This is a genomic window from Streptomyces musisoli, assembly GCF_016741855.1.
Classification (GTDB): domain Bacteria; phylum Actinomycetota; class Actinomycetes; order Streptomycetales; family Streptomycetaceae; genus Streptomyces; species Streptomyces musisoli.
Window position 1 is genome coordinate 302,423 of sequence record NZ_JAERRH010000005.1, and the last position, 26,225, is coordinate 328,647.

Sequence of the window (26,225 nt, forward strand, 5' to 3'; positions counted from 1 at the left end):
CGGACGGTGTTCCGTCAGGGCTCGGCGAACAATTTTCCGATCATCGGACCTTCTTGGCTACGCGCGCATCCGAATTACCGGCGCACGAGCCGCCGGACCGCTCGCCGGGGACGGGACGGCTCCCCGGGGATTCACCGGCTCGCCGAGACCGGACCGCCGCCCGGAACCGGACCACTTCTTGGGAACCGGCCGGGCCGAGGAGATCATCGCCGGGGCACTGCGTCCGGCGCGCCCGTCACCCTCGTGAGACAGCGCGGCTTCGCGTCACAGGGAGAGGGAACGGCGCGGGGTATCGCGCTCGAAGGGGCGGCGCCTGCTTCGCCTTCACAGGGGGCTGCGCCGGCATCGCGCTTGAAAGGGTGGCACCTGCTGCGCCTTCACAAGGACAGTGCGGGCAGCGCGTTCGAAGGCGCGGGGCCCGTTTCGCCTTCACAAGGAGGGCGTGGGCATTGTGTTCATAAAGAATCCGGTCGTCCCGGCATCTTTCACCTTCCTGAAACGTGATCGTCCTGTTCACACGGGGAACGCCGTCTACCGTGGAGTCACGTCCACCGGCCACCGTCGTCCGAAGGCCCACCCCGCCCTCGAATGAGCAGGAGCCCCGTGTCCCGGCCCGCCGCACCTCCCTGGCTCGCCCACGCCTTCCGTGCCCAGCGCGGTCCCGTCCCCTGGAGCGCCGTGTGCCGGGGAGCCCTCGCCGCCGGGCCGTTGCTCCTCGCCGGGGTGCTCCTCGGCCAGCGGGCCGACGGAGTGCTCGCAGCCATCGGCGCGATGCTCGCCGGCATCAACGACCGGCCCGGCAGCCGCCGGGCCTCCGTGCAGCGGCTCGGGGTGCCCGCGCTGGCCGGGGCGCTCGGACTGCTCGCGGGGACGTACGCGGGGCAGGGGCTGGCCGCGGTGCCGCTGACCCTGGCGCTCACCGCGCTCGGCCTGGCCGCCGGCGGCATCAGCGCCGTCGGGCCCGTCGCCTCCGCCGCCGGCACCCAGCTGCTCGTCGCCGCGGCCGTCGGCGCCGGAATGCCGGCGGCCGAGAGCGGCTGGCAGCGGGCCCTGGCGTTCCTGGCGGGCGCCGGCTGGCTGCTGGCACTGCGGCTCGCCCTGCCCACCCCCGGTTCGCTCGCCGGGGACTTCCGGTTCGACGGGGAGCGGGAAGCGGTCGCCGATGTCTACGACGCGATCGCCGCACTCCTCGACGCCGTGGGCGGGGAACGGGCCACCGCCCGGCGGGCCGCGCTGACCGCCGCCCTCGACCATGCCCAGGACGCCCTCGCCGGACCCCGGCTGCGCCCGTACACCGGATCGGCCGCCGAGCGCCGGCTGCACGCCCGGTTCGCGGCGGCGCTGCCCCTCGCCGAGGCCGCCACCGCCCTCTACTGGGCCGGGGAGCCCGTGCCGGCGCGGACGGCCGAAGGGCCCCGGCGGCTCGCCGCGGCCGTCCGGGGCAACACCGGCACCGGCCCGCTGCCCGCGCCGCACCTCCCCAACGCCCGGCTGCGCACGCGCGGCGGGACTCCCGTGGTCCCCGCCCTGCGCGCTCTGGACGACGCTCTGCTGCGGGCCGCCGACGCCTTCGACCGCGGTGAGGGCGCCCAGCGCGGGCTGCTCGGCCGGCGCCGCGGCGTCCGGCAGGCGCTGCGGGCCGCGCTCGGTGCCGGCGGGCGCGAGTACGGTCTGCGGGTCGCCCTCTGCTTCGGCGCCAGCGCCGCCATCGCCCAGGCCCTGCACAACAGCCGCTGGTACGGGCAGCACGCGCACTGGTACTGGCTGCCCGCCACCGCCGTCTTCCTCGTCAAGCCCGACCTCGGTCCGCTCGCCTCCCGGGTGCTGTGCCGGGCCGCCGGTACCGTGCTCGGCGCCGTGGTGTTCGCCGGCCTCGCCGCGCTGGTGCCCCGCCCGGCGGGGCTGATCGCGCTGGTCGCGGTGTGCGGCGCCCTCATACCGGTCGCCACCCGGCACTTCGCGGCGCTCACCGCCGTCGTCACCGTCCTCGTCCTCGCCCTGATCATGGCCGGCGGCGAGCCGCAGGCCTCGGTCAGCCGGATCGGCGAGACCCTGCTGGCCTGCGCGCTCGTGCTGGTCGTGGGGCATCTGCCGATGCCGGGGAAGCGGGGCGGCGGAGTACGGGCCCGGCTCGCGGCGGCCGACGGTGCCGCGCACACCTATCTCCTGCACGTGCTCGGCGAGTCCGGTGACCGCGCCGAGCGGTGGGCGCTGCGCCGCGAGGCCTACCGCACCCTCGCCGAAGCGCGTACCGCCATCGCGGTCGCCGCCGCCGAACTGCCCGCCCTCGCCCGGCACACCGAGGGCACGGAAGCCGTCGCCGAGGCGCTGGAACGGCTCGTGGACACCACCACGGCCTGCGCCGTGCACCTCGACGACACCGGACGGCTCACCCCCAGGCACCTCGGCCGACTGCGAGAGGCGCTGGGGGAGCTGGAGGGGCGCGGGGTAGGGGTGCCGCTGCCGGCAGCCGCGTAGCCGTCCGGCCGTAGTCGTCGGGGGCCGTCCGGCCGTAGCCGTCCATGCCGTAGCCGTCCGGCCGTAGTCGTCCGGGGCCCGTCTAGCCGTAGCCGTCCGGGGCCCGTCCGGCCGTGCCCATGCGGCTCAGTCCCCGGCGACCCGTATCCACACCGGGGCGTGGTCCGAGCCGGGCGCGTCGCGGCGCTCCGCCGGATCCGGGCCGACCGAGGGAAGCAGCGGCGCCGGGCCGGCGGGCAGGCCGGTGCCCGCCTCCGTCACCCGGTGCGCCAGGTGGTGGCTGACCAGCACGTGGTCGATCAGTTCGCGGCGCCCGGAGTCGATCCGGGAGTAGCGGCGGCCGGCCGGTATCAGCGGGGCCACGTCCCACAGCCGAACCGGGTCGCCCCCGTCGGGACGGTCGTAACCGGGCGTGCCGATCTCCGAGCCGGGCGGGCCGAGCAGCATCTGCGTGGTGGCGGCCGGTACCTCGTCGTTGAGGTCGCCGAGCACGGCCACGTCCCGGGTCCCGCCCTCGCCCGCCAGCAGCTCGTCCGCGAGCGCCCGCAGGGCGGCGGCCTCGGCGGCACGGCGGTAGAGGGCGTAGGCGCCGTAGCGGGCCCGTTCGCCCTCGTCGTGGGGGAAGAAACGGCCCCCGGGGTAGGTGAGCAGCTTGGACTTCAGATGCGCGACCGCCACCGTCAGCTCACCCGTCCCGGTGTCCGTCGCCACGGCCAGGAAACCGCGGCCGGCCTCCGCCTCCGTCGCACCCGAGTCGTCCGACTGCACCGGGCGCAGCCGGGCCGGGAAGGCGGCCGTGTCGGCCACCACGCGCAGCTCGGTACGGCCGAGGAAACCGACCCGTATCCCGCGCCCGTCGGGATGCGTGGACAGGGCCGTGTGCCAGTCTCCGCCCAGCAGGCCGGCCAGATCCGCCAGCGCCTCCGGGTCGCCGACCTCCTGGACGCCGAGCAGCAGCGGTTCGAGTTCGCCGATCACATCGGCGAGGGCGGCGAGTTTCGCCTCGTAGGCGTCCTTGTCACCCGGGCCGTACGGGCCGCCGGGGCGGTAGAGGTTCTCCAGGTTCCAGGTGCCGAGGAGCATGCGCAGGCTCCTTTCAGGGGGCCGCGGGGGCCGCGGACGGGCTGTGGTGAGGCCAGGGTGCTCGTCCCGCGCACCGCGCGACAGGGCCGCGACCGGATGCGCGGTTCGGCTCACACCACCGTACGACGGGACCGTACGTTGGGCTCATGACTGCCGCCGGGCCCCCGAGCGCCTCTCCCGCCGACCTGGTCGTCACCGGTTGCACGGTCCTCGTCCACGAGGAGCACGACGACCCGGAACGGATCGGTTTCCGCCAGGACGCCGCCCTCGTCGTCCGCGACCGGATGATCGACGCGGTCATCACGGCCGCCGCCGCGCGGGAGGTGCCGGCCGTGACCCGGATCGAGGCGCACGGGCAGGTCGCGCTGCCCGGACTGATCAACTGCCATACGCACGCGCCGATGGCGGCCCTGCGGGGACTCGCCGAGGACCTGCCGATCGGGGAGTGGTTCAACGACGTCGTCTGGCCCGTCGAGACCAACCTCACCGGACGGGACGTGGAGTTGGGGACGCGCCTCGCCTGCGCCGAGATGATCCGGGGCGGGGTGACCTGCTTCGCCGACCACTACTTCCACATGGACACGGTCGCCGCCGTCGTCGCCGGGTGCGGGCTGCGCGCCCACCTCGGCGAGGTCTACTTCTCCAGCCAGGGGCCCCGGGGGCGGGAGGCGTCGCTGGACTTCGCGCTGCGTCTGCGCGGCGCCGCCGACGGCCGCATCACCACCGCGCTCGCCCCGCACGCCCCCTACACCGTCACCGGCGCCGACCTCAGCGCCACGGCCGAACTCGCCCGCGAGCACGGCCTGCCCATCCACATCCACGCCGCCGAGAACCGCGACCAGACCGACACCAGCCTCGCCCGGTACGGTCTCACCCCCATCGAGGTCCTGGACCGCGCGGGGCTCCTCGGCACCGACCTGCTCATCGCCCACGGCACCGGCATCGTGGAGCGGGATCTGCCGCTGCTGGAACGCACGGGCGGCCGTACTGCGGTGGCCACCGCGCCCCGCGGCTATCTCAGGTTCGCCTGGCCGACGACCACTCCGGTGCGGGCCCTGCGGGAGGCCGGCGTCCCCGTCGGCCTCGCCACGGACGGCGCGGCCTCGAACAACTCCCTCGACGTGTGGGAGGCGATGACGCTGACGTCCCTGATGCAGAAGTCCGCCGAGGGCGACCCGCGCTGGCTGACCTCCCGCCAGGCCCTGCACCACGCCACGGTGCAGAGCGCCCGCGCGGTCGGGCTCGGGGACCGGGTGGGCGTGCTCGCGCCCGGCCGGCGCGCCGACTTCGTCCTGGTCGACCTCACCGGCCCGCACACCCAGCCGGTCCACGACCTCGCCGCCACCCTCGTGCACAGCGCCCGTGCCGCCGACGTCCGCACGACGGTCGTCGACGGCCGCGTCCTGATGCGGGACCGCGAACTCCTCACCCTCGATGTGGCGGAGATCGTGGGGGAGTTGACGGAACGGCTGCCCACGCTGACCGCACGCGACCACGGCCGGCGCGTCCAGCGGTACGACACCTGAGCCGACCGCCCGGCGGACGACGGGCCGGCCGGGGGAAGGCGGAGGGCGCGTCGGCCGAGGTCGGCGGACGACGGGCCGGCCGGGGAAGGCGGAGGGCGCGTCGGCCGAGGTCGGCGGACGATCAATCGGCCGCGGGTGGCCGGAGGGCGATTGAGCCGTGGGCCCGCTGACGACGATCCGGCCGGGCCCGGCCGGAAAGTGAGCCTCACGGGGGTTGGCCGAAAAATTCTCGCTGTCCGGCGATGAGTTCCGCTGCCGCCGGCGGTCACCACCCCGAACCGACCGTCGGACAGGAGAGCCCATGTCGTTCCCGGAGATCGTCTCGCGCGAGCAGTGGCGCGCGGCGCGCGAGGAGTTGCTGCGCAAGGAGGAGGCGGTCAGACGGGCGCGTGAGGTTCTGGGTGCCGAACGGCGGCGACTGCCCGTGGTCGAGACCGACCCGGAGTACGTCTTCGAGGGCGGCGACGGCAAGGCCACCCTCCTCGACCTCTTCGAGGGACGAACCCAGCTCGTCGTCCACCACTTCATGTTCGCGCCGGAGTGGGAGACCGGCTGCCCGTGCTGCGCCGCCTTCCTGGACCAGGTCGGCCACCTCGCCCAGCTGCGCGCCCGGAACACCTCCTTCGCGGCCGTCTCCCGGGCGCCGTTCACCCGGATCCTGCCGTTCAAGGCGCGGATGGGCTGGGCGGTGCCCTGGTACTCCTCGTCGCACAGCGACTTCAACCACGACTTCGAGGCCACCGTCGAGTCGGACGGAGACCTGGTCGAGCGCCCGGGCCTGAGCTGCTTCCTGCGCGACCACGACCGGGTGTTCCACACGTACTCCGTGTACGACGGCGGGCTGGACGGACTCGGGACCATCTCGGCCCTGCTGGACCTGACGGCGCTCGGCCGCAGCCCCGTCGGCAGCGACCGCCTCCGCCTTCACGACGAGTACGACACGTGACACGGAGCGTACGGTTCGTGTCACAAGGTGAACGGATCCTCACGGTCCGCGCCGACCTGGTGTCGAGAATGTCTCAGTCGCGTCACTGAGCGAGGCGTTTCCCCCCTCCAGAGCGTTAACTCCTACACGTACGACGCTTCTGGAGGTGCGAGATGGTGAACGGGCGAACGGTGCTCGAACGCTTTCCCGCCGGTGGTCCGCGCGGCTCCTGGCCCGCGGAGGAGTTCGCGCACGCGCGGCGTCTGGAAGGCCTGCCCGCCGAGGTCGTCATGGACCTCGCGACGGACACGTTCCTGGTGATCGTCCGCGGGGGCGACGCCGTCGAGTGAGCCGGGCCCCAGGCCGGGCACGGAGGCCGGGCGGGGCCCGGGCCGGGCGGTTCAGGCCGGCTTCGGCGCGGGTACCTTGTGCGCTGTCGCTGTCGCTGTCGCTGTCGCTGTCGCTGTCGCTGTCGCTGTCGGGGTGGGTGGGGGTGTGGGTGCCGGTGGGGCTGCCGGTGTCCTCGCCGTGAACTGCTCCGCCTGGAGCGTGTACAGCTCGGCGTAGACACCGCCCCTGGCCAGCAGCTCCTCCGGGGTGCCGGATTCCACCAGGCGCCCCTGCTCCAGCACATGCACCAGGTCGGCATGCCGGACCGAGGCCAGCCGGTGGGTGATCAGGACGACCGTCTGCCCGCCGCCCGCCAGCGCCCGGATCTTCTCGAAGACCTCCAGCTCGGCCCGCGCGTCCAGCGCCGCCGTCGGCTCGTCCACGATCAGGATGCTCCCGCGCCGGTAGGCGGCCCGGGCGATGCCCAGCCGCTGCCACTGGCCGCCGGACAGCTCGTGACCGCCGCTGAAGTTCCGGGCCAGCAGGGTGTCCAGACCGCGCGGCAGATCCGCGACCACCTCCTCGGCCCCCGCCTCGGCGACCGCCGCGGCCAGACGCTCCTCGGTCATCGCCGCGGTGGACCGGCCGACGGCCACGTTCACCCGGGCGGTGAACGGCCAGCGCTTGAAGTCCTGGGCCACCATCGCGATGCGCTCGGCGAGCAGCCGCCGGTCGGCTCGCGCGGCGTCGACGCCGTCCCACAGGATCCGGCCCCGGTCCGGCGTGTACAGCCCCGCGAGCAGCTTGACCAGTGTGGTCTTGCCCGAGCCGTTCTCGCCCACGAGCGCGATGATCCGGCCGAGGGGGAGGGTGAGGGTGACATCGTCGAGGGCCGGACGGGGGCCCTGCGGACGGGCGTCATGCGAGGGCCCGGTCTCCGGCTCGGGGTGCGCATCGTGCGGATAGCTGAAGGTGACGTTCTCGAAGCGGATCTCCTTCGGGTCCTGCGGCAGCGGCTCCCCGCCCACCGGAATGGCCCGCTCGGCCGCCTCGGCGTACAACCGCTGCAGATCGCCCACGAACAGGGCCTCCTCGTGCAGCTGGTTGATCTCCAGCACGAGTGTGTCCAGGCTCGCCGCACCCGTACGGATCGCGATCACCGCCGTACCGGCCACCGACAGGGCCATCGCGCCGCCCAGCAGCAGCGCGCCCAGCGTCGCGTACGTCGCGAGGGTCGCGAGGCCCGTCCAGGCCGCGGCGATCAGGCCGGTCCGGGCGGCCAGCCGGGACAGCCGGGCCTGCTCCGTCTCCGCGGTCTCCGACATGGACCGGAAGTGGCGCAGCAGGAACGGGCCCACGGCATGCACCCGGATCTCGGGGGCCGCGGCCGGCTCGGTGAGCAGACTGCTGATCAGCTGGCCGGCCCGGGCATGCTGCACCCAGGTGTGGAAGGACTCGTAGCGCCGCCGGGCGTTGGTCAGCGCGCTCCAGGCGCTGGGCAGGGTCATGGTGATCAGCAGGGGCAGCAGCGCCGGATGCAGCACGGTGAGCACGCCCGCAGCGGCGATCAGCGAGATCATCGCGTTGATCACCCGGGCGCTGTAGCTGATCATGTGCCGGGCGGACCGGGCGCCGTACTGGGCCGTGTCCAGCAGCTTGTGGAAGGCGTGATCCTCGATCGCGGCCAGCTCGACGTTGGCCGCGCGCTCCAGGTACAGCTCGGTCGCCACCCGTTCCACCTTGGGCTCCAGCCGCCCGGTGGCGTAGGTCGAGGCGGCCCGCAGCAGCGCGGCGACCAGCATCACGGCGGCCATCACGGCGAGGGCCGGGCCGGCCGAGCGCAGCCGCTGCTCGATGTCCGGGCCGGTGAGCAGCTTGCCGAGCGCGTTGTTCACGGCGAGCAGGCTCACCGCCTGGGCCGCGCCCCGGCCCACCTCGGCGGCCAGCATCACGCGTGCGGCCCCCGCGTCGGCCTGCCGGGCCAGCCGCAGGCTGGACGCCAGCATGCCGGGCAGCCGGAGCATCATCGCCCGGAAGCTCAGCGCCATGAAGGCGTCCGCGTGCCGGTTCCAGCCCATGTCGTACCGCAGTGGGCCGCCGAACAGCAGCCGCTCCGACGCCGACACCACGGGCTCGGCCGTCTCCCGCCTCTTCCTCACCGTGACCTCCCGGACCCAGGACGGAACGGCCACTATCGCGGCCGGGGCGGCGGTCCGGCAGGGCGCGAGGGGACGCACGAGGGGCGCGGTGGGAGCGCAGTCCGCGTGGCGGTGGGGCGGAGCGGGGCGGATGGAAGACCGTCCGCGGGTCGGGGGAGCCGTCCGCGTCAAGGCGGAGGGGGCGGGTGGACGCGATGGCGGAGCGGGTGGGTGGACGCCGTCCGCGTGAGCCGGTGGTGGCGTGAGCCGGTGGTGGCGTAAGCCGGTGATGGGCGGGAAGGCCCGGGGTGGGAGTAAGGCAGGGCGCTGGGTGCGGGCGGTGGGTGCGGGCGGTGGGTGTGGCGGTTACGCCGATACGGCCCGTGACCAGTCCGGGGCCGTGTCCGTCACCCGGCACAGGGCCAGGTACAGCGGGATCGGCGGGGTGTACGGGACCGTGCCTTCCGGGCGGTGGATCAGCCGGGCGGTACCGGTGATCAGGGCGCCCGGGGCGTACTGGGCCGGGGCCGGCCACGGCAGGGCGTAGTCGGAGTCCGACGGAACGATCCACCACCAGTGCGAACCGTCGGCGTACACACACCCCACCCGTGGCAGCCGGGGTACGACGAGCGGTCCGAGGCGGTCGGGTACGGCCACGGCGTCACAGCCGAGCGGGGCCGTCATGCCGTCCGGCAGCGGCAGCCGGCGGTCCGGACCCGGGGCCGGGCGCCGGCGCTGCAGACGCACGAGGGTGTTCAGGCCGATGGCGTGGTCCTGGCCCATACGGGCATTGCGGCCGATGGCGTGCTCCTGTCCGGTTCCGATGCCGCCGGGGTGCCCGGCGCCGCCGCCGCTCCTCACGGCCGCTCCCCGCGCAGGGGCTGCTCCGGAGCGCGGTACGCGCGCTGCTGCGGCGCCGTGTGCCGGAGCTGTTCGGGATGCGTGGCGTGCCGGTGCTGCTCTGGGCGGGTGGCGTGCGGATGCTGCTCGGGATGGCCGGCGTGCGGGTATTGCTCGGGATGGCCGGCGTGCGGATGCTGCTCCGGACGGGTGATGTGCCGGTGCTGTCCCGCCGTTCCGTGCCGGTACTGCTCAGGCGCCCGTCGGCTCGCCTCGGCCGGCTGCTCCTGGTCGGAGTCGTCCGGGCGGCCCGGCTTCGGGCGGGCACCCCAGCCGAGGTCGCACCGCACCTCGGGGGTGCCGGCGGCCGGGTCGGTCCGGCGGGGCAGTTCCGCCCAGACCAGCAGGCCGGGGCCGTGCTCCTGGACACCCCAGGCCCGGCACAGCGCGTCGACGAGAAGCAACCCCCTCCCGTGCTCCTCATCGGGTCGCTGCGGTGACGGGTGGGGTTCGCCAGGAGCACAGCCCTCGTCTCGCACGGCTATGCGCACCGTGTCGTCATGGGCGTGCAGTTCGCACACGACCCGGCCGCTCGCCGTGTGCACGATCGCGTTGGTGACCAGCTCGGACACGACCAGGGCCGCGTTGTCACAGGTGTCCACGCAGACCGACCAGCCCGACAGCCGGGCCTGTGCCAGGCGTCTCGCTCGGGCGACGGAACCCGGATGTGCGGCCAGTTCGAAGCGGAACCTGCGCTCGGCAGCGCCTTCCTGCGGAAGCGCTCCCTCGCCCTCGCTCGAACCGGCTCGCGCGGTGGGACCCCGATCGGCGCCGGGACCGGAACGGTGTGCGGCGGCGTCTGTTCCTAAAGGCGCGGACGGAATCACGCCTGCCACTATCTCCCTGCCACGGACACTTGGCAAGAGTCACTCTGAAAATTGCAGAGTGCAGTGTGACTCGGTCAGAGGCCGTGGCACACTGCTCGCAACAGCACCTCGCGCGGCGCCAATTGGAGTCGTCGGAGATCCGATCCGATCTTCGAATGAACCTTCGAATGGCGCCGCAGGGCTGTCGGGAAACTTTCGGTGGAGGCTTACGGTGGAGGTGGGAGCGTGAGCGAACCGCGGTCCGCGCCGACGGTTGGCCAGGTGGTCCTCGGCCGGCGCCTGCTGGACCTGCGGGAACGCGCCGGACTGAAGCGCGAGGAGGCCGCCCGCGTCCTCCGCGTGGCCCCCGCCACCGTCCGCCGCATGGAGATGGCCGAGGTCGCCCTCAAAATCCCGTACCTGCAACTGCTGCTGAAGGCGTACGGCGTCCCCGACGACGAGGCCGAGGTCTTCGTCCAGCTGGCCGAGGAGGCGAACCTTCCCGGCTGGTGGCAGCGGTTCCACGACATCCTGCCCAACTGGTTCTCGATGTACGTCAGTCTCGAGGGCGCGGCCGGCCTCATCCGCTCCTACGAGCCGCACTTCGTCCCCGGCCTGCTGCAGACCGAGGACTATGCGCGCGCGGTGCTGAAGTCCGGCGCCATCGGCCAGACGAGTCCGGAAGACATCGAGCGGCACGTCGCGCTGCGCATGCAACGCCAGGAACTGCTCACCCGCCCCGACGCCCCCCGCTTCTGGGCGGTGATGGACGAGACCGCCCTGCGCCGCCCGGTCGGCGGCCCGGAGGTGATGCGCGCGCAGATCGACAAGTTGCTCGAGGCCACGAAGCTGGCCCATGTGACGCTCCAGGTCGCCCCGTTCGCCAACGGGCCGCACCCGGGAACGTACGGGCCCTTCGTGCTGTTCCGATTTGCCATGTCAGAACTGCCGGACATGGTCTACAGCGAGTACCTGACCGGCGCGGTCTACCTGGACGCGCGCACCGAGGTGGCGACCCACCTGGAGGTCATGGACCGCATGGCGGCGCAGGCCGCTACGGCACAACGCACGAAGGAGATCCTCCTGGATCTCCGCAAGGAGCTGTGAATGGATCGCATCAGTCCGCGCGGGCGCGTCTACAACGGCATGCCGGCGCGGGAGTTGGGCAGCGAAGGGTGGCACAAACCCTGGAGCGGCGGCAACGGCGGAAACTGCCTGGAGGCGATGAAGCTGGCCGACGGCCGGATCGCGGTGCGCCAGTCGACCGACCCGGACGGGCCGGCGCTGATCTACACCATGGACGAGATGACCGCGTTCATCGAGGGCGCCAAGGCGGGGGAGGCCGACTTCCTGCTGTCCTGAACACACCGGCGGCCGGGCACCGCGGCCGTGGACGGTTTTTATCCCTTGCTCGTTTGCAACTTCCCCTTGTGACAGTGACTTGATGCTTCCACGCGTCCGACGCTTACGGAGCGCCGCATGACAGGCCAGGACCCGACGGCCATCGGGATCGACACCAGCAAGCCGCATCCCGCGCGGATATACGACTGGTATCTCGGCGGCAAGGACAACTACCCGGTCGACGAGGCGATGGGCCGGCAGATGCTGGCCCTGGAACCCCGGGTGCCGGTGATGGCCCGGGTCAACCGCGCGTTCATGCACCGGGCCACGCGCTGGCTGGCCCAGCAGGGTGTGCGGCAGTTCCTGGACATCGGCACCGGCATACCGACCGAGCCGAACCTGCACCAGGTCGCCCAGCGGATCGCACCCGACGCCCGGGTCGTCTACTGCGACAACGACCCGATCGTGCTGGCCCACGCGGCGGCCCTGCTGCGCAGCACCCCGGAGGGCGTCACCGAGTACCTCCAGGCCGACGTGCGCGACCCGGACGCCATCGTCGAGGGCGCAGGGCGGATCCTGGACCTCGGCCGGCCGGTCGCCCTCTCCCTCATCGCCCTGCTGCACTTCGTCTCCGACGAGGACGGCGCGCACGCCCTCGTCTCCCGGCTGCTGTCCGCCCTGCCGTCCGGCAGCTACCTGATGATGACCCACGCCACCGCCGACTTCACCCCGGAGGAGTCGGCGGCGGCCACCGAGAAGCTCAAGGCCGCCGGCATCACCCTCGCCCTGCGCTCCCGCGAGGAGTTCGCCGGCTTCTTCACCGGCCTCGAACCGGTCGAACCCGGCGTAGAGATCGTGCACCGGTGGCACCCCGAGCTGGGCGAGCCGGTGCCGGGCCAGGACGACGGCGTCATCCCGGGCTACGGGGCGGTGGCGCGCAAGCCGTAGCACCGGCCGGCCGCGCCCCGGACGTCGGCCAACCAGCTGCCGGGTCGCCTCCGCCACCGCCCCCGGTCTCCGCGGGTCCTTCCGGCCGTCCCGGTCCTCACCCCGGCGGCAGCACCCCGCACAGCGCCTCCAGCGCCGCCCCGTAGGCGTGTTCGGCCGGGGTCGCGTACCCCACCACCAGTCCGTCCCCGGCCGCCGTCGGGTTCTGCGGGTGCCGGAACGCGGCGAGGCCGTCGAGGGCGATGCCCTGCCACGCGGCGGCCTTCACCGTCGACCGTTCCGTACCGGCCGGCAGCCGCAGCACCGCGTGCAGCCCCGCCGCGATGCCCGTCACCTCGATGTGCGGCGCCTGCGCGGCGAGCGCGGCGACGAGCCGGTCCCGCCGGCGCCGGTACTGCTGCCGCATGCGCCGCACATGACGGTCGTACGACCCACCGGCGACGAAGTCCGCGAGCGCGAGCTGGTCCAGGACGCTCGCCCACGCCTCCCGCTCGCCCTTGGCCGCCAGCACCGGCCCCACGTACCGCTGCGGCAGGACCATCCAGCCCAGCCGCAGCGCCGGTGACAGACTCTTGCTGACCGACCCGATGTGGATCACCCGCTCCGGGTCGAGCCCCTGAAGCGCGCCCACGGGCCGGCGGTCGTACCGGAACTCGCCGTCGTAGTCGTCCTCCAGCACCACCGCCCCCCGCGCGCGTGCCCAGTCGATCACCGCGGCCCGGCGTTCCGGGTGCAGCGGACCGCCGGTCGGGAACTGGTGCGCGGGCGTCAGCAGCACCGCCCGCTCGCGCCCGAGCGCGTCCACCCGAGCGCCGTGCTCGTCCAGCGGCAGCGGCACGGTGCGCACCCCGGCCGCCGCGAGCAGATCCCGGTGGAAGCCCAGCCCGTACCCCTCCACGCCGAGCGGACCGCGCAGCACCCCGCCCGCGGCCGGCCCGTCCCGGGTGCCCCGGCCGAAGAGGAGCCGCAGCGCGTGCGCGAAACCCGAGCAGATCACGATCCGGTCCGGCTCGGTACGCACCCCACGCGCGCGTGCCAGGTATTCCGCCAGCGCCCGGCGCAGTTCCGGGCGCCCGGCGGGATCGCCCGGCCCGAACGCCTCGTTCGGCGCCGCCTGCAGCGCCCGGCGGTACGAGGCCGTCCAGGCCGCCCGCGGGAAGGCCGACGCGTCCGGCGTGCCCTGTCGCAGGTCGTACCGCGGGCCACGCGTGCGCAGAGGCGTCTTCGCGGGTGTCCGCGGGTTCCGGCCCAGTGGCTCGGCCCGCCCGGCGACCCTGGTCCCCGAACCCTGCCGGGCGGTCAGCCAGCCCTCCGCGACCAGCTCCGCGTACGCGTCGGCCACCGTGTTGCGAGCCACACCAAGGTCGGCGGCGAGCGACCGGTACGGCGGCAGCCGGGTGCCCGGCGCCAGCCGGCCGCTGCGCACGGCCTCCCGCAGCGCCCCGGTCAGCGCCGCCCGCCGGCTCCCCGGTCCCGACAGCTCCAGATGCAGGTCGGCCCCGATCCGCTCCGCCGAATTGACCCACGATCCCGTCATGGAAGTGCACCCTACAGCCGGTCTTTTCGCCACCTAGGTTGGAGCACATGACGACGAACGCGAACACCGCCGCCGCCCTCGACCCCACCGCCGGGATCGCCGCCGCCGAGGCCGCCCGCACCCGCCTGGACTTCGCCAAGTCCGCACCGAAGGTCTTCCGCGCGATCATCGGCCTCGACGCCGCCGCCCGCGCCGGCCTCGACCCGGCCCTGGTCGAACTGATCCAGATCCGTGCCTCCCACCTCAACCACTGCGCCTACTGCCTGCACATGCACACCAACGACGCCCGCAAGGCCGGCGAGAGCGAGGACCGGCTCCACATGGTCGCCGTCTGGCGCGAGGCCCGGCACTTCTTCACCCCGAAGGAACAGGCCGCCCTCGCCCTGACGGAAGCGGTGACCCTCGTCGCCGACGGCGGCGTCCCCGACACCGTCTACGCCGAGGCCGCCGCCCACTTCGAGGACCAGGAACTGGCCCAGGTGCTCTCCCTGATCCTCACGATCAACACGTGGAACCGCGTGGCCCTGGCCACGGGGAAGGTGGCGGGCACGGACGAGCGCAAGCCCTGACGACCCCACCGGCGGGGGGACGCCCCGGCTCTCCGCGCCCCCTCGGGCAACGCCTCAGACGACCATGGGCCGGTCCGTGGGCGTGATCGGGGCCGGGAGCCGGGAACGCCCCGTCAGGTAGCGGTCGACGGCCGCCGCGACCGCCCGCCCCTCCGCTATCGCCCACACGATGAGCGACTGCCCGCGCGCCGCGTCCCCGGCGGCGAACACCCCGGGGACGTTGGTCGCGAAGCCGTCGTCCCGGGCAATGGTGCCGCGCGGCTGGAGCGCCAGCCCCAACTGGTCGATCAGCCCGTCCTCCTGGTCGGGCCCGGAGAACCCGAGGGCGAGCAGCACCAGGTCGGCGGGGAGCGTCCGCCCGGTGTCCGGCACCGGAACCCGCCGCTCGTCTACCTCCACCAGATGCAGCGACCGCACCCGCCCGCTCTCGTCCCCCGTGAAACGCAGCGTGGACGCCGCGAACAGCCGCGCGTCCGCGTCCGCCGCCGGCGCCGTCCGCAGCTCCCGCGCCTCCTCGTGCGCCGCCGACAGCCGGTAGATCTTCGGGTACGTCGGCCACGGCTCGCTGTCCTCGTCGCGCTCCGCATCCGGCTGTGCGTAGATGTCCAGCTGGGTCACGGACGCGGCCCCGTCGCGCACCGCGGTGCCCAGACAGTCCGCCCCGGTGTCCCCGCCGCCCACGATCACCACGTGCTTGCCGGCGGCCGACAGCGGCGAAGCCTCCAGATCCCCCTCACACACCCGATTCGCCAGCGGCAGATACTCCATCGCCTGGTGTATCCCCTTCAACGCACGGCCGGGCACCGGAAGTTCCCGCCACGCCGTCGCACCCGTCGCGATCACCACCGCGTCGTACCGGGTCCGCAGCTCGTCCGCCGGAACATCCCGGCCCACCGCCGTCGAGGTACGGAACCTCGTCCCCTCGGCCCGCATCTGCTCGATCCGCCGCTCCAGATGCCGTTTCTCCATCTTGAACGACGGGATGCCGTACCGCATCAGACCGCCGATCCGGTCGTCCTTCTCGTACACCGCGACCGTGTGTCCGGCCCGGGTCAGCTGCTGTGCCGCGGCCAGCCCGGTGGGCCCGGAGCCGATGACGGCGACCGTCTTCCCCGACAGCCGATCGGGCGGCCGGGCCGGGGTGAACCCCTCCTCCCACGCCTTGTCCGCGATGGCGCACTCGACGTTCTTGATGGTGACGGCCGGCTGGTTGATCGCCAGCACACACCCCGCCTCGCACGGCGCCGGGCACAGCCTGCCGGTGAACTCCGGGAAGTTGTTGGTGGCGTGCAGCCGGTCGCTCGCGGCCCGCCAGTCCTCCCGCGAGACCAGGTCGTTCCACTCGGGTATGAGATTGCCCAGCGGACAGGCCTGGTGGCAGAACGGGATGCCGCAGTCCATGCAGCGGTCGGCCTGCTTGCTGATGATTGGCAGCAGCGCTCCCGGGACGTACACCTCGTCCCAGTCCCGCACCCGCTGCTCGACGGGCCGCCGCGGCCACTCCTGGCGCGGCGTGGTCATGAACCCCTTGGGATCGGCCATGGCGTCTTCCTCGCGTACGGGCACCGGAGGCACCGGGTGTACGAAGGGCCGTGCGTCTTCGGGCGGCACTCTTTCGGCCACGATACGTCCCCGTCGACGGCCGCGCAGAGTGGTGGACAGCGCTTTCTCCCCGGGTCTCCCCAGCGCAGTCCCGGCCGGCTCCCGGCCGCCGCTCAGGCAGGGTCCGGGTGATCCCCGGCGAACGGTCAGGACAGCCGGGCGCACGCACACCCGGGACAGACGCACGGCACAACCGGGACAGACGCACGGCCACCCGGGGCCGACCCGGGCGCACCCGGGCTCAGGCGAGGGCCAGTATGTAGGCGAGGGACGCCGCGGCCGAGGCGACGGTCCGGACGTGGTGCCAGAGAGTCCACTCACGTACGTACGCCGGCCAGTAACCGGCTGCCTCCGGCGCACCCGGCGTGAGCCCGGCCAGCCGGTCGTTGCGGGGCACGTTCGCGACGATCGTCAGCCCGAACGAGCCGACCAGATACAACGCGCTGCCCGACAGCAGTTCCACCGTCCCCTCGGCCGGCCACACGACGAACGTCACCACCGCGATCAGCGCACTCAGCGCCGCGGAACCGGCGAACACGGCCATGAAGGCCGGCCGTACGGCCGCGACGTTGATCGCGTTCATCGCCGCGACGCCCTGCGCGGGCGGCAGCGCCGCCAGCCCCCGCATCACGAAGGCCGAGAAGCCGAAGAAGACACCGGCCACCAGCCCGGTCCCCAGGACCCCCGCCACGACCAACACGAAGAACGGCCCGTCGATCATCCCCACGCCCCCATCCCATTCCGCCCGAACCGGCCTCCGGCACGGGTCCTCCCATCGGGCCGGGCGCCCGGCACGGATGTCACCCGGACTCCGGCGCAAATCCGACACCGGGGACCGGCCACGGCGGACGCCGATAGCAGCCCGTGTCCCGACGTCGCCCCGCACGTTCTCCCGGCCTCCCGCCTACTCCGGCCTAAGGCACCCTCAGCCCGTGCCCTCTCCGGCCTCCTGTCTCCCGCCCTCAGCCCGTGGCCTCTCCGGCCTCCTCTCGTCTCCCGCATCCTCACCCGTGCCCTCCCCGGCCTCCTCCTGCCCTCCGCATCCTCAGCCCGTGGCCTCTCCGGCCTCCTCCTGTCTCGCGCGCCCTCAGCCCGTGGCCTCTCCGGCCTCCTGCCACGTCCGCAGCACGCTCTCCACGGCCGGCGTGATCCGGCGCCGTGCCTCATACCGCGACACCCCGGACATCAGCAGTTGGTCGTACGGCGTGTCCACATGCCGTACCGCCGCCACGACCGCCGAGATCACCGCCCCCTCGGTCAGTGCCCGCCCGGCCGCGCTGCGCCCCACCCGCCCGCTGCCCCGCACCGACGCGTGAGCCGCGATCGCCCGGGCCCGCTCGGCCGGACACCCGGGAAACAGCCGGAGGATCTCGGCGGCGAACGCCACCGCGAACCGCTCGTCCTCCACCGCCCTGCGCCGCGCGTCCCGGGCGCGCCGCCGGCGCCGGGCCTCCGCGTCCGCCAGACAGCGTGCCTCGGCCCGCACCAGCGCGGCCTCCTCCACGAGCACGCCCTGGCGTTCGTACCGGCTCTTGCGCCGGTTGAACCGCACCACCACCGCCGACAGCGCGCTCCCCTCCCGCGATCTGCGGGTCAGGGCCGTGTCGCCGCGCGGCAGGAACACCAGGTGCCCGAGGTCGGCACAGTCCAGGCACCGCGGTGCTCCGTCCTCCAGCACCAGCAGCGACAGGGGACCGCGCCGGCAGCCGGCACATCGCTTGCGCTTCAGCGACTGGACGACGACAAGCCGACCGGGGGAGTGGGGAGTTGCGGGAAGCGCCATACGCGGTACTTTCCCCGCCACCGCCCACGCCTCCCTCGCCCGCCCACACCTTCTCCTCCTCTTCCTCTCCGCTGCCAGTCCCGCCCCCGCACCTCCTCCCGCTCTTCAGCCCGCCGGAACCAGCCCGTCCCCGCCTGGAGCGAAGCCCGCCTTCCCGCCCTGCTCTCGGGCCGCCGTGGAGCCGGTCCCGTCTCCCGGCCGTCCTCGCCGGTCTCCCGGGCCACCCGGCATCATGGGCGGTGTGCGACTCGAAGCGATCACCTGGGACCGGCTGGCCGAGCGGCTCGCCGACCGTCTGGCCGGTGCCGCGCCGGCCGACGGCGGGAACTGGCAGCGGGTCGGCTTCGACGGTGCCCCGGCCGTACACCCGGGAGACCTCGCCGCGCGTGTCGGGGAGGCGCTGCGGGTGCGCGGCCGGCCCTCGCTCGTCGTCGGCACGGAGGGTTTCCTGCGCCCGGCCTCACTGCGGCTGGAGCACGGGTGGCGGGACGCGGAGTCGTACTACAGCGGATGGTTCGACACGGGCGCCCTGTGGCGCGAGGTCTTCGGACCGCTCGATCCCGGAGGCAGCGGGCGGGTCCTGCCCGACCTGTGGGATCCGGCCACGGACCGGGCCACCCGCAGTTCCTACGTCCAACTCCCGGCCGGTGGGATCCTGCTGCTCCACGGCCCCCTCCTGTTGCGCCACTGGTTCCCCTTCGACCTGACCGTGCACCTCCTCCTTTCCCCGGGCGCCTTGCGCCGTCGCACCCCCGAGGCCGACCACTGGACGCTCCCCGCCTTCGAACGCTACGAAGCCGAGACCGACCCGGCCGCGACCGCGGATGTCCTGGTCCGCGCCGACGACCCGCGCCACCCCGCCTGGAGCGGATGATCCGAAGGCGCCGTCCACGGATCCGGCCCCGGCGGCACCCGGAGCCGAAGTGCCGGCAAGCAACCGGGGTACCGGCCGACCCCATGTGGCCGCCGAGGCACGCGGCTCCGCGTTGCGCCGCTCAGAGCCAGCCGTTGCGCCTGAAGCCCCGGTACAGCGCCAGACACGCCCCCGCCATCACGGTCATGACCACCGGGTAGCCGAACTGCCAGTGCAGCTCCGGCATGCGGTCGAAGTTCATGCCGTACACCCCGCACACCATCGTCGGCACGGCGATCACCGCGGCCCAGGCAGTGATCTTCCGCATGTCCTCGTTCTGCGCGACGGTCACCTGCGCCAGATGTGCCTGGAGGATCGAGTTGAGCAGCTCGTCGAACGCGGCGATCTGTTCCTTGGCCCGGATCAGATGGTCGAGCACATCCCGGAAGTAGGCCTGTATCTCCGGGGCGACGGCCCGTATGGGCCGGGTGGCCAGGTCCTCCACCGGGCGGCCCAGCGGCACCACCGCCCGCTTGAGTTCCAGCAGTTCACGCTTCATCTGGTAGATGCGGCCCGGGTCGAGACGCGCTCCGTTCTCCGAGAACACCTCCGTCTCGACCTGGTCGATGTCGGCCTGCACCGCATCCGTGACGTTCAGATAGTCGTCGACCACATGGTCGGCGATCGCGTGCAGGACCGCCGCCGGCCCCTTGGCGAGCTGGTGCGGGTCCGCCTCCAACTCCTCGCGCAGCGGGCCGAGTGAGCCGTGCCGCCCGTGCCGCACCGTGATCACGAAGTCCTCGCCGACGAACATCATGATCTCGCCGGTGTCCACCACCTCGCTGGTCGCCGTCAGCTGCTCGTGCTCCACGTAGCAGACGGTCTTGAACACCGCGAAGAGCGTGTCCCCGTAGTGCTCCAGCTTCGGCCGCTGGTGTGCCTCGACCGCGTCCTCCACCGCCAGCGGATGCAGGTCGAACAGCTCGGCGATGCCGGCGAACTCGCGGGCCGTCGGCTCATGCAGCCCGAGCCAGACGAAACCCTCGCCGGTCTTGCGTACCAGCCGCACGGCGTCCACCAGGTCGGCGCACCCCGGCACGCGCACGCCGTCCTGATACGTCACGCAGTTCACCACCGACGATCCCAGGGGTGACCTGGCGGGATGGCTCAGGTCCACGCGCGGCCGCCGCCGGGCCAGCCGCGCCACCTTGCGCAGGCCGCCGACCCTGCCCAGCCCCGTGACCTTCCGCAGATTCCCTGCCATGGACATCTGGATCTCCTCGCGTGGATCTCCTCGCACAACGCTTTCGCGCCTTGCTCGGCAAGTCTGCCAGTCCTGGTCAACGTGCGGGCAAGCCTGTGGGAGCGGCGAGTTCCGCTTGGTTCCCGCCTGTGGACGAAGGGCCGGTCGAGGCGGACAACTCGGGTGACCGGGATGATCGGGGCATGCCGCGATCCGACGGATACCTCCTGGACAACCAGCAGAACGAGGCAGGGCGGCGATTCGACGCCTTCGCGCACCTCTTCGGCCCCACGACCTTCCGGCACCTCGAAGGCCTCGGTGTCGGACCGGGCCGGCGCTGCTGTGAAGTCGGGGCCGATGGCACCTCCGTCGTGTCCTGGCTCGCCGAGAAGGTGGGCCAGGCCGGGCGGGTCGTCGCTACCCACATCGACACCTCGCGGCTCACCCCCGCGGCCCGCCCGCCGGTGGAGGTCCGCGTCCACGACGTGGGCGCCGAGGAGCCGCCGGGGGAGGGCTTCGACCTGGTCCACGCCCGGCTCGTCCTCGTCCATGTACCCGACCGGGAACGGGCCTTGCGGTCGGTGATCGAGTCTCTGCGGCCCGGCGGACGGCTTTTGATCGAGGACGCCGATCCCGCCCTCCAGCCCCTGATCCGCCCCGGCGAGCACGGCCCCGAGCAACGGCTCGCCAACCGGCTCCGCCAAGGCTTCCGCAAGCTGCTCGCCGACCGCGGCGCCGACCTGTCCTACGGGCGCAAACTCCCGCGGCTCTTGCGGGAGTCCGGACTGCACGGTGTCGAGGCGGACGCGTACTTCCCGGTGACCTCGCCCGCCTGCACCACTCCGAAGCCGCGACGGTCCGTCGGATCCGCGACCGGCTCGCCGCCGCCGGCCTCGCCACCGACGCGGAGACCGACCGGCACCTGGCCAACGTGGCAGCCGGTGCCATGGACCTGGCCACCGCACCGATGATCACGGCCTGGGGCCGCAAGGAACAGCTTCCCGCGCCGGGGCACCGTCAAGTGCCGGACCGTTTCGGCTGCCGTCGGCCGGCCGCCCGCCCCGGGAGGCGCGACGACCGGCCTCCCGGCGCCTAGTTTCCGCTGCCCCGATGCGGCGGCCTTCCGCCCACCCGCCGTACCGCCTCCGCCCCCGCCCGGCAGCCCCGTGCCGCCGCCTCCTCGGGCACCGCGCCCGCGATCAGCGCGGCGAGGAATGCGCCGGTGAACGCATCCCCCGCCCCCGTGGTGTCCCGGGGCGCCGCAGGCAGGGCCGGGACCCGGGCCAGTACCGAGCCGGAACGCGCCACCAGTGCCCCGTCCGCGCCCGCCTTGGCCACCACCAGCGGCACGAGACGGCTCAGCTTGGCCGCCGCGTCCGCCGGATCCGGCAGCCCGGTGAGCAGACACGCCTCGTCCCGGCTGGGCAGCAGCAGGTCCAGTCCCTGCGCGAACGCCAGGAAACGGTCCACCCCCAGCTCCAGCAGGAAACCGGCCGACGCCGGGTCCAGACTGACCGGCACGCCACGCGCGCGTGCCGCCGCGAGGGCCGTCCCCGCGAGTGCCCGGCTCGACTCCGTGAACAGCAGATACCCCGACAGGTGCAGTCTGGCCACCCCGTCGAGCAGCGCGTCCGACCAGTCGGCGGGAGTGAGCCTCAGGGACGCCCCGCTGTCCGTCAGAAACGTCCGCTCGGCCGCCGCGCCCCCGTCGACCAGGCAGATCACCGTCCCCGTCGCCGCCCCCGGATCCACCACCAGCCGGGGCCGCACCCCGCCCGCGACCAGCTCCCGTTCGTGCCACGCGACGGCGTCCGCCCCCACCCGGCCCAGCAGTCGTACGTCAGCGCAGCCCGAGTGGGCCGCCCAGCAGGCCACGTTGGCGCCCGCGCCGCCCGGCCGCGTCCGGATCACGGCGGCCGTGTCGGTGCCGGTCGCGAGCGGCCCCCGGTGCCGGGCGACCACGTCCGTCACCACGTCCCCGACGACCAGCAGCGCTCCGTTCCGGCCCGCGCTCACCCCCTGGCCCACGCCGTGGCGATCCGCGCCGCCAGCCGGACGTTGCCGCGCACCGCCGCGAGGTTGGCGCTCAGCGAGGCGCCGTCCGTGTGCCGGACCAGGTAGTCCAGCAGGAACGGCGTCACCGCCTGCCCGGTGACACCCTGCTCCGCGCACGCGTGCAGCGCGTCGGCGAGCACGCGCGCGTGCAAGTCGGGGTCGAGTTGTTCCGCCTCCGGGACAGGATGGGCGACGATCAGTGCCGAATCAGGCGCGTCCAGCCCGTCCTGGGCCCGCATGACGTCGGCGACCTGCTCCGGGGTGTCCAGCGTCCAGTCGACCGGATGCCCCGAGTCCGACAGGTAGAAGCCGGGGAACCGGTCCGTGCCGTACCCGGCGACGGCCACTCCCAGCGTCTCCAGCCGTTGCAGCGTCGCCGGCACGTCCAGGATCGACTTCACGCCCGCGCACACCACCGTTATCCGGGTACGCGCCAGCAGCCCCAGATCGGCCGACTCGTCCTGCGTCACCGTCCACTCCCGGTGCACCCCGCCCAGCCCGCCCGTGGCGAACACGCGGACCCCCGCCAGCGCGGCCAGCTGCGCAGTCGCCGACACCGTCGTCGCCCCGCTCGCCCCCGCCGCCACGGCGAGCGGCAGGTCGCGGTGGCCCAGCTTGCGGATGCCGTCCTCGTTCGCGACCCGCTCCAGCTGCTCCTTGTCCAGGCCGACCCGGGGCCGCCCGTCGAGCACCGCGATGGTCGCCGGCACGGCACCCTCCCGCCGCACCGAGTCCTCCAGCTCCAGCGCCACCTGAAGGTTGCGCGGGCGGGGCAGGCCGTGAGCGATGATCGTGGACTCCAGAGCCACCACCGGCCGCCGCGCGTCGATCGCCTCCCGCACCTCTTCCGACACCACCAGCACCACGTGTCCGCCTCCTGTCCGTCGGTCCTTCCTCATCTCTGGCGGGCATCGGCCGCGAATAAACGCTTGTGCCTCGTGGGAGGAGGCCACCAGCCTGGGACCCATGACGAAGAACACCACGCGTTTCGACCACGTCGTCCTGTGGGTGGCCGACCCGGTCGCCGCGGCCGCCTTCTACGAGAAGGCCGTCGGCCTGGAGACGATCAGGGTCGCCGAGTTCACCGAGGGGAAGGTGGCCTTCCCCTCCATACGCGTCAACGAGGAGACCATCCTCGACCTCGCCCCGCACAGCTTCGCCCCACGGATGAAGATGCTGCCCGGCTCGGCCGACAGTGCGGGCCACCCGGTCAACCACGTCTGCCTGTCCCTGCCGGTCGACGCCTTCGACGCCCTGCGCGCCCGTCTCGAGGATCACGGTGTCCCCGTGTCGGACATCGACACCGGCCTGTCCGGCGCCCGCGGCAACGCCGCGCGCAGCTTCTACTTCCGCGATCTCGACGGCAACGTCTTCGAGGCCCGTCACTACGACGACTAGAGGCCCGGCACTACGGCGACTGGACGACCAGCCTGGTCCCGGGCCGTCAGAACAGCGGCTCGGGCAGCACACCCTCCAGAGCGAGCAGCTTGCGCTTGGTCTCCAGTCCGCCCCCGAAGCCGCCGATGCCACCGTCGCTCTCGACCACCCGGTGGCACGGCACCACCACGGGCAGCGGATTGGCCCCCATCGCCGCGCCGACCGCCTGCGCCCCGCCGGGCTGCCCCACCCGCCCCGCCAGATCGCCGTACCCCACCACGGTGCCGAACGGCACACCGGACGCCAGTTCGCGCAGCACCTGCCGGTTGAACCCGGAGATCAGCGACCAGTCCAGGGGCAGGTCGAAGTCGTGCCGCTCACCCGCGAAGTACGCCCGCAGCTGGCGTATCGCCTCCGCCAGCAGCGGCGACTCCGGATCCTCAACGGGCTCGCCGCCCAACCGGGCGGCCAGCCGCTCCAGCGCCCGGTCGCGCACCGCGTCCGAGGCGTGGAAGACGACGTTGACCAGGCCGTCGCGGGTCGCCGCCAGCATCAGCGGCCCGATGTCCGAGCCCACCACCGCCCACACGACCCGCTGCTCATCCCGCCCATGGCTGTCCATGCGCCCACGGTACGACCCGGCACTGACAACGCCCGCCGGCTCAGTCCCCGCCCAGCGCCGCCCGGACCACGTCGGGCTTGTTGGTGATGACCCCGTCGACCCCGTAGGCGGCGGCCCTGCGGGCGGTGACCGCGTCGTCCACCGTCCAGGCGAACACCCCGAGCGGCCGGTCGTGCGGCCCGCCGAAGGCGTGCACCGTCGAGACGTAGCCCTGGGTGAGCGAGGTGTACGAGGGATTGATCAGATCCGTGAAGCCGGCGAACCGGTGCAGCTGTGCCACGGAGGGCTTTCCGAGGTAGGCGGTGGTGACCGCCGGCTTCAGCTCGTGGACGGTCCGCACACTGTCGGCGCTGAAACTCTGCACGATCAGCCGGTGCAGGTGCCCGCGGTCCAGCCAGCCCTCGTTGCCGAGGAGCTTCAGCGTCTGCTGCTCGATTCCCGGGTACAGCTCCGGATTCTTGATCTCCAGAAGCAGTTTCTCGTGGTTGCGCTCGACCCGGCGCATGTACTGCTCGAGCGTCGGCACGCGCGTGCCCGCGTACGCGGGGGAGTACCAGCTGCCCGCGTCCAGCCGGGCGATCTCCGCCGCGGTGAAGTCCCGCACCTTCCACGGCGCCCGGCCCGGGAAGACGTCTTCGACGTTCGTGGTGCGCTGCAGGCTGTCGTCGTGGAGGACGACCAGCTCGCCGTCCTTGGTGCGCTGCACGTCGTTCTCGACCCAGGAGAAGCCCAGCTCGGCGGCCTTGTCGATGGAGGCCAGAGTGTTCTCGGGAGCGTAGGCGGAGGCGCCCCGGTGCGCGATCACCGTGGGCACACCGTGCTCGCCCGCCCGGGCGTCTGAGCCGGGGCTCAGCAGAGCCGTCGCCGTCCCCAGGGCCGCGGCGACCGTGGCGGCGACTACGCGTACGTACATGCGCACTCCTCGCGTCGAGCGAATACCGACAGCCACCAGACTGACAGCCCAAGGTCGACAGCACCCGGGCGCACGATGGCCACACACTGAACGGAGATGTCCCAGTCCGCTCACCGGTGGCGCACATGTGGGGCAAGGCCGTGTTTCTTTGCCGGAAAATCGTTCGACCATTCCGGTGGGGGTCATACTCTCTGCGACAACCCTGACCGCCCGCGCGGTCCTGGGACGGGGGCATATCCAACTATTCCGGGACGCAAGACAGCGGAAGGGCAGCCGCGGATGCAAGGCACGGTCGACGGATTCAGCTACGGGGCCGTCACCCCATTGGTGGCCTATCTGATGGCCTGCCTCGGCAGCGCCCTGGGCCTGCGCTGCACCACACGGTCTCTGCTGGTCACACACTCCCGGCGCCCCGCCTGGCTGGCCCTCGGCTCGGCGGCGATCGGCTCCGGCATCTGGACCATGCACTTCGTCGCCATGATGGGCTTCAGCATCGAGGAGACGCAGATCCACTACGACAAGCCGCTCACCTACGCGAGTCTCGGACTCGCCATCGTGATGGTCGGCGTCGGGATCTTCATAGTCGGCTACCGGGGCGCCACCGGCACCCCGCTGTTCACCGGCGGCACGATCACCGGTCTGGGCGTCGCCTCCATGCACTACCTCGGCATGGCGGGCGTCAGCTTCCACGGACGGTTCACCTACAACACCTTCACCGTCGCCGCCTCCGTCGTCATAGCGGTCGTGGCCGCCACCGCCGCCCTGTGGGCCGCAGGACAGGTGCGGGGGTTCATGTGGAGCGTCGGTGCGAGCCTCGTCATGGGCCTCGCGGTCAGCGGCATGCACTACACCGGAATGGCCGCCCTCGGCGTCCACCTCGACCGTGCCTCCCACACCGCCGGGGGCGCCCCCGCGGCTTCCGCGCTCGCGCCCATGCTGATCGGCCCGCTCGCCTTCCTGCTCCTCGCGGGCGTCGTCGTGATCTTCGACCCGCTGATGGCGATCGGCCGGCCCGACTGGAGGCCCGTCGAGCACAAACCGGGCGTCCCGGCCGCCGCCGTCGCCCCCCACACGGAGCGCCGCGCCACCCTCCACGAGGGGCGCAGGCCGGCCCGGCGGCCCGAGCACCACGGCTCCCGCACCCCCCAGAACCGCTGATCGGGACCCGTTGTCAGTGCGGGGTCGTACGGTGGATG

At 73.2% G+C, this 26,225-nt stretch carries 24 protein-coding genes and 1 pseudogene; 12 read left to right on the plus strand and 13 right to left on the minus strand.

Features of this window, described 5'->3' with window-relative positions:
* Window positions 1-588: 588 nt before the first annotated feature.
* On the plus strand, window positions 589-2,478 hold the full coding sequence (locus tag JK361_RS16630) for an FUSC family protein (protein WP_201818432.1): 1,890 nt from the start codon (window positions 589-591) through the stop codon (window positions 2,476-2,478).
* 126 nt (window positions 2,479-2,604) lie between these two features.
* Here the strand turns inward: JK361_RS16630 and JK361_RS16635 are convergent, their stop codons facing one another.
* Window positions 2,605-3,561, minus strand: a complete 957-nt coding sequence (locus JK361_RS16635) for an endonuclease/exonuclease/phosphatase family protein (protein WP_201818440.1) — start codon at window positions 3,559-3,561, stop codon at window positions 2,605-2,607.
* A 146-nt stretch (window positions 3,562-3,707) separates the two neighbouring features.
* On the opposite strand from JK361_RS16635, the gene JK361_RS16640 reads away from it, so the two are divergent.
* The 3 genes from JK361_RS16640 (at window position 3,708) to JK361_RS16650 (ending at window position 6,362) form a co-directional block, all read left to right on the plus strand.
* Window positions 3,708-5,087: an amidohydrolase gene (locus JK361_RS16640; RefSeq protein WP_201818443.1), complete on the plus strand. Its 1,380-nt coding sequence runs from the start codon at window positions 3,708-3,710 to the stop codon at window positions 5,085-5,087.
* Window positions 5,088-5,388: 301 nt separating this feature from the next.
* A complete protein-coding gene (locus tag JK361_RS16645) occupies window positions 5,389-6,033 on the plus strand; it encodes a DUF899 domain-containing protein (RefSeq protein WP_201818445.1) in 645 nt (214 codons plus the stop codon).
* A gap of 152 nt (window positions 6,034-6,185) precedes the next feature.
* Window positions 6,186-6,362 carry a DUF8839 family protein gene (locus JK361_RS16650; RefSeq protein ID WP_201818447.1) on the plus strand — a complete coding sequence of 59 codons (177 nt, stop codon included), beginning with the start codon at window positions 6,186-6,188 and terminating at the stop codon, window positions 6,360-6,362.
* Between the two features lie 51 nt (window positions 6,363-6,413).
* Here the strand turns inward: JK361_RS16650 and JK361_RS16655 are convergent, their stop codons facing one another.
* The 3 genes from JK361_RS16655 to JK361_RS16665 all read right to left on the minus strand — a co-directional run bounded on the left by JK361_RS16655 (window position 6,414) and on the right by JK361_RS16665 (window position 10,216).
* Window positions 6,414-8,501: an ABC transporter ATP-binding protein gene (locus JK361_RS16655; RefSeq protein ID WP_201818449.1), complete on the minus strand. Its 2,088-nt coding sequence runs from the start codon at window positions 8,499-8,501 to the stop codon at window positions 6,414-6,416.
* Window positions 8,502-8,846: 345 nt separating this feature from the next.
* A complete protein-coding gene (locus tag JK361_RS16660) occupies window positions 8,847-9,263 on the minus strand; it encodes a hypothetical protein (RefSeq protein ID WP_201818894.1) in 417 nt (138 codons plus the stop codon).
* A gap of 74 nt (window positions 9,264-9,337) precedes the next feature.
* Complete coding sequence (locus tag JK361_RS16665; protein ID WP_201818451.1) at window positions 9,338-10,216, minus strand: ATP-binding protein; 879 nt, start codon at window positions 10,214-10,216, stop codon at window positions 9,338-9,340.
* A 216-nt stretch (window positions 10,217-10,432) separates the two neighbouring features.
* Between JK361_RS16665 and JK361_RS16670 the strand changes: the two genes are divergently transcribed.
* From JK361_RS16670 to JK361_RS16680, 3 genes are all read left to right on the plus strand, one after another.
* A complete protein-coding gene (locus JK361_RS16670; RefSeq protein ID WP_201818452.1) occupies window positions 10,433-11,293 on the plus strand; it encodes a Sco1979 family transcriptional regulator in 861 nt (286 codons plus the stop codon).
* Entirely contained in the window at window positions 11,294-11,548 is a 255-nt protein-coding gene (locus JK361_RS16675; protein WP_201818453.1) for a DUF397 domain-containing protein, read from the plus strand. It abuts the gene before it with no gap.
* Window positions 11,549-11,665: 117 nt separating this feature from the next.
* Window positions 11,666-12,475 carry an SAM-dependent methyltransferase gene (locus tag JK361_RS16680; protein ID WP_201818454.1) on the plus strand — a complete coding sequence of 270 codons (810 nt, stop codon included), beginning with the start codon at window positions 11,666-11,668 and terminating at the stop codon, window positions 12,473-12,475.
* A 97-nt stretch (window positions 12,476-12,572) separates the two neighbouring features.
* Here the strand turns inward: JK361_RS16680 and pdxR are convergent, their stop codons facing one another.
* Window positions 12,573-14,012: a MocR-like pyridoxine biosynthesis transcription factor PdxR gene (gene pdxR, locus JK361_RS16685; RefSeq protein ID WP_201818455.1), complete on the minus strand. Its 1,440-nt coding sequence runs from the start codon at window positions 14,010-14,012 to the stop codon at window positions 12,573-12,575.
* Between the two features lie 47 nt (window positions 14,013-14,059).
* Here pdxR and JK361_RS16690 point away from each other — a divergent pair, with 47 nt between their 5' ends.
* A complete protein-coding gene (locus JK361_RS16690; RefSeq protein WP_236053062.1) occupies window positions 14,060-14,581 on the plus strand; it encodes a carboxymuconolactone decarboxylase family protein in 522 nt (173 codons plus the stop codon).
* 54 nt (window positions 14,582-14,635) lie between these two features.
* On the opposite strand, the gene JK361_RS16695 is transcribed toward JK361_RS16690, so the two are convergent.
* From JK361_RS16695 to JK361_RS16705, 3 genes are all read right to left on the minus strand, one after another.
* On the minus strand, window positions 14,636-16,123 hold the full coding sequence (locus JK361_RS16695; protein ID WP_201818460.1) for a glutamate synthase subunit beta: 1,488 nt from the start codon (window positions 16,121-16,123) through the stop codon (window positions 14,636-14,638).
* A gap of 301 nt (window positions 16,124-16,424) precedes the next feature.
* Window positions 16,425-16,904 (minus strand): anthrone oxygenase family protein, encoded by a 480-nt coding sequence (locus JK361_RS16700; protein ID WP_201818898.1) that lies wholly within the window; start codon window positions 16,902-16,904, stop codon window positions 16,425-16,427.
* Between the two features lie 366 nt (window positions 16,905-17,270).
* Entirely contained in the window at window positions 17,271-17,966 is a 696-nt protein-coding gene (locus JK361_RS16705) for a DUF2293 domain-containing protein (protein WP_201818462.1), read from the minus strand.
* Between the two features lie 241 nt (window positions 17,967-18,207).
* Between JK361_RS16705 and JK361_RS16710 the strand changes: the two genes are divergently transcribed.
* Window positions 18,208-18,840 carry a nucleoside/nucleotide kinase family protein gene (locus tag JK361_RS16710; protein ID WP_201818465.1) on the plus strand — a complete coding sequence of 211 codons (633 nt, stop codon included), beginning with the start codon at window positions 18,208-18,210 and terminating at the stop codon, window positions 18,838-18,840.
* Window positions 18,841-18,961: 121 nt separating this feature from the next.
* Here the strand turns inward: JK361_RS16710 and corA are convergent, their stop codons facing one another.
* Window positions 18,962-20,089 carry a magnesium/cobalt transporter CorA gene (gene corA, locus JK361_RS16715; RefSeq protein WP_201818467.1) on the minus strand — a complete coding sequence of 376 codons (1,128 nt, stop codon included), beginning with the start codon at window positions 20,087-20,089 and terminating at the stop codon, window positions 18,962-18,964.
* Window positions 20,090-20,265: 176 nt separating this feature from the next.
* Between corA and JK361_RS16720 the strand changes: the two are divergent.
* Window positions 20,266-21,053, plus strand: a pseudogene (locus JK361_RS16720) (methyltransferase domain-containing protein); the annotation flags it as partial.
* A gap of 101 nt (window positions 21,054-21,154) precedes the next feature.
* Here JK361_RS16720 and JK361_RS16725 read toward each other — a convergent pair.
* The gene (locus JK361_RS16725) at window positions 21,155-22,090 is read right to left on the minus strand and encodes a carbohydrate kinase family protein (protein WP_201818469.1); all 936 of its coding nucleotides are present in this window, start codon (window positions 22,088-22,090) and stop codon (window positions 21,155-21,157) included.
* Window positions 22,075-22,983, minus strand: a complete 909-nt coding sequence (locus tag JK361_RS16730; protein ID WP_201818471.1) for a pseudouridine-5'-phosphate glycosidase — start codon at window positions 22,981-22,983, stop codon at window positions 22,075-22,077. Before JK361_RS16730 ends, JK361_RS16725 begins: the two co-directional genes overlap by 16 nt.
* A gap of 100 nt (window positions 22,984-23,083) precedes the next feature.
* Between JK361_RS16730 and JK361_RS16735 the strand changes: the two genes are divergently transcribed.
* Window positions 23,084-23,515 carry a VOC family protein gene (locus JK361_RS16735; protein WP_201818479.1) on the plus strand — a complete coding sequence of 144 codons (432 nt, stop codon included), beginning with the start codon at window positions 23,084-23,086 and terminating at the stop codon, window positions 23,513-23,515.
* A 46-nt stretch (window positions 23,516-23,561) separates the two neighbouring features.
* On the opposite strand, the gene JK361_RS16740 is transcribed toward JK361_RS16735, so the two are convergent.
* Both JK361_RS16740 and JK361_RS16745 read right to left on the minus strand, forming a co-directional pair.
* The gene (locus JK361_RS16740; protein WP_201818487.1) at window positions 23,562-24,116 is read right to left on the minus strand and encodes a methylated-DNA--[protein]-cysteine S-methyltransferase; all 555 of its coding nucleotides are present in this window, start codon (window positions 24,114-24,116) and stop codon (window positions 23,562-23,564) included.
* Window positions 24,117-24,156: 40 nt separating this feature from the next.
* The gene (locus tag JK361_RS16745; protein WP_201818489.1) at window positions 24,157-25,029 is read right to left on the minus strand and encodes a glycerophosphodiester phosphodiesterase; all 873 of its coding nucleotides are present in this window, start codon (window positions 25,027-25,029) and stop codon (window positions 24,157-24,159) included.
* 279 nt (window positions 25,030-25,308) lie between these two features.
* Between JK361_RS16745 and JK361_RS16750 the strand changes: the two genes are divergently transcribed.
* A complete protein-coding gene (locus tag JK361_RS16750) occupies window positions 25,309-26,187 on the plus strand; it encodes an MHYT domain-containing protein (protein WP_201818490.1) in 879 nt (292 codons plus the stop codon).
* Window positions 26,188-26,225 lie beyond the last annotated feature (38 nt).

What these genes read in the sequence shown, in the direction of transcription:
- JK361_RS16630 (WP_201818432.1), top strand. Translation starts at nt 589, where the DNA reads ATGAGCAGGAGCCCCGTGTCCCGGCCCGCCGCACCTCCCTGGCTCGCC.
- JK361_RS16635 (WP_201818440.1), bottom strand. Translation starts at nt 3,561, where the DNA reads ATGCTCCTCGGCACCTGGAACCTGGAGAACCTCTACCGCCCCGGCGGC.
- JK361_RS16640 (WP_201818443.1), top strand. Translation starts at nt 3,708, where the DNA reads ATGACTGCCGCCGGGCCCCCGAGCGCCTCTCCCGCCGACCTGGTCGTC.
- JK361_RS16645 (WP_201818445.1), top strand. Translation starts at nt 5,389, where the DNA reads ATGTCGTTCCCGGAGATCGTCTCGCGCGAGCAGTGGCGCGCGGCGCGC.
- JK361_RS16650 (WP_201818447.1), top strand. Translation starts at nt 6,186, where the DNA reads ATGGTGAACGGGCGAACGGTGCTCGAACGCTTTCCCGCCGGTGGTCCG.
- JK361_RS16660 (WP_201818894.1), bottom strand. Translation starts at nt 9,263, where the DNA reads ATGGGCCAGGACCACGCCATCGGCCTGAACACCCTCGTGCGTCTGCAG.
- JK361_RS16675 (WP_201818453.1), top strand. Translation starts at nt 11,294, where the DNA reads ATGGATCGCATCAGTCCGCGCGGGCGCGTCTACAACGGCATGCCGGCG.
- JK361_RS16680 (WP_201818454.1), top strand. Translation starts at nt 11,666, where the DNA reads ATGACAGGCCAGGACCCGACGGCCATCGGGATCGACACCAGCAAGCCG.
- pdxR (WP_201818455.1), bottom strand. Translation starts at nt 14,012, where the DNA reads ATGACGGGATCGTGGGTCAATTCGGCGGAGCGGATCGGGGCCGACCTG.
- JK361_RS16690 (WP_236053062.1), top strand. Translation starts at nt 14,060, where the DNA reads ATGACGACGAACGCGAACACCGCCGCCGCCCTCGACCCCACCGCCGGG.
- JK361_RS16695 (WP_201818460.1), bottom strand. Translation starts at nt 16,123, where the DNA reads ATGGCCGATCCCAAGGGGTTCATGACCACGCCGCGCCAGGAGTGGCCG.
- JK361_RS16700 (WP_201818898.1), bottom strand. Translation starts at nt 16,904, where the DNA reads ATGATCGACGGGCCGTTCTTCGTGTTGGTCGTGGCGGGGGTCCTGGGG.
- JK361_RS16705 (WP_201818462.1), bottom strand. Translation starts at nt 17,966, where the DNA reads ATGGCGCTTCCCGCAACTCCCCACTCCCCCGGTCGGCTTGTCGTCGTC.
- corA (WP_201818467.1), bottom strand. Translation starts at nt 20,089, where the DNA reads ATGTCCATGGCAGGGAATCTGCGGAAGGTCACGGGGCTGGGCAGGGTC.
- JK361_RS16735 (WP_201818479.1), top strand. Translation starts at nt 23,084, where the DNA reads ATGACGAAGAACACCACGCGTTTCGACCACGTCGTCCTGTGGGTGGCC.
- JK361_RS16740 (WP_201818487.1), bottom strand. Translation starts at nt 24,116, where the DNA reads ATGGACAGCCATGGGCGGGATGAGCAGCGGGTCGTGTGGGCGGTGGTG.
- JK361_RS16745 (WP_201818489.1), bottom strand. Translation starts at nt 25,029, where the DNA reads ATGTACGTACGCGTAGTCGCCGCCACGGTCGCCGCGGCCCTGGGGACG.
- JK361_RS16750 (WP_201818490.1), top strand. Translation starts at nt 25,309, where the DNA reads ATGCAAGGCACGGTCGACGGATTCAGCTACGGGGCCGTCACCCCATTG.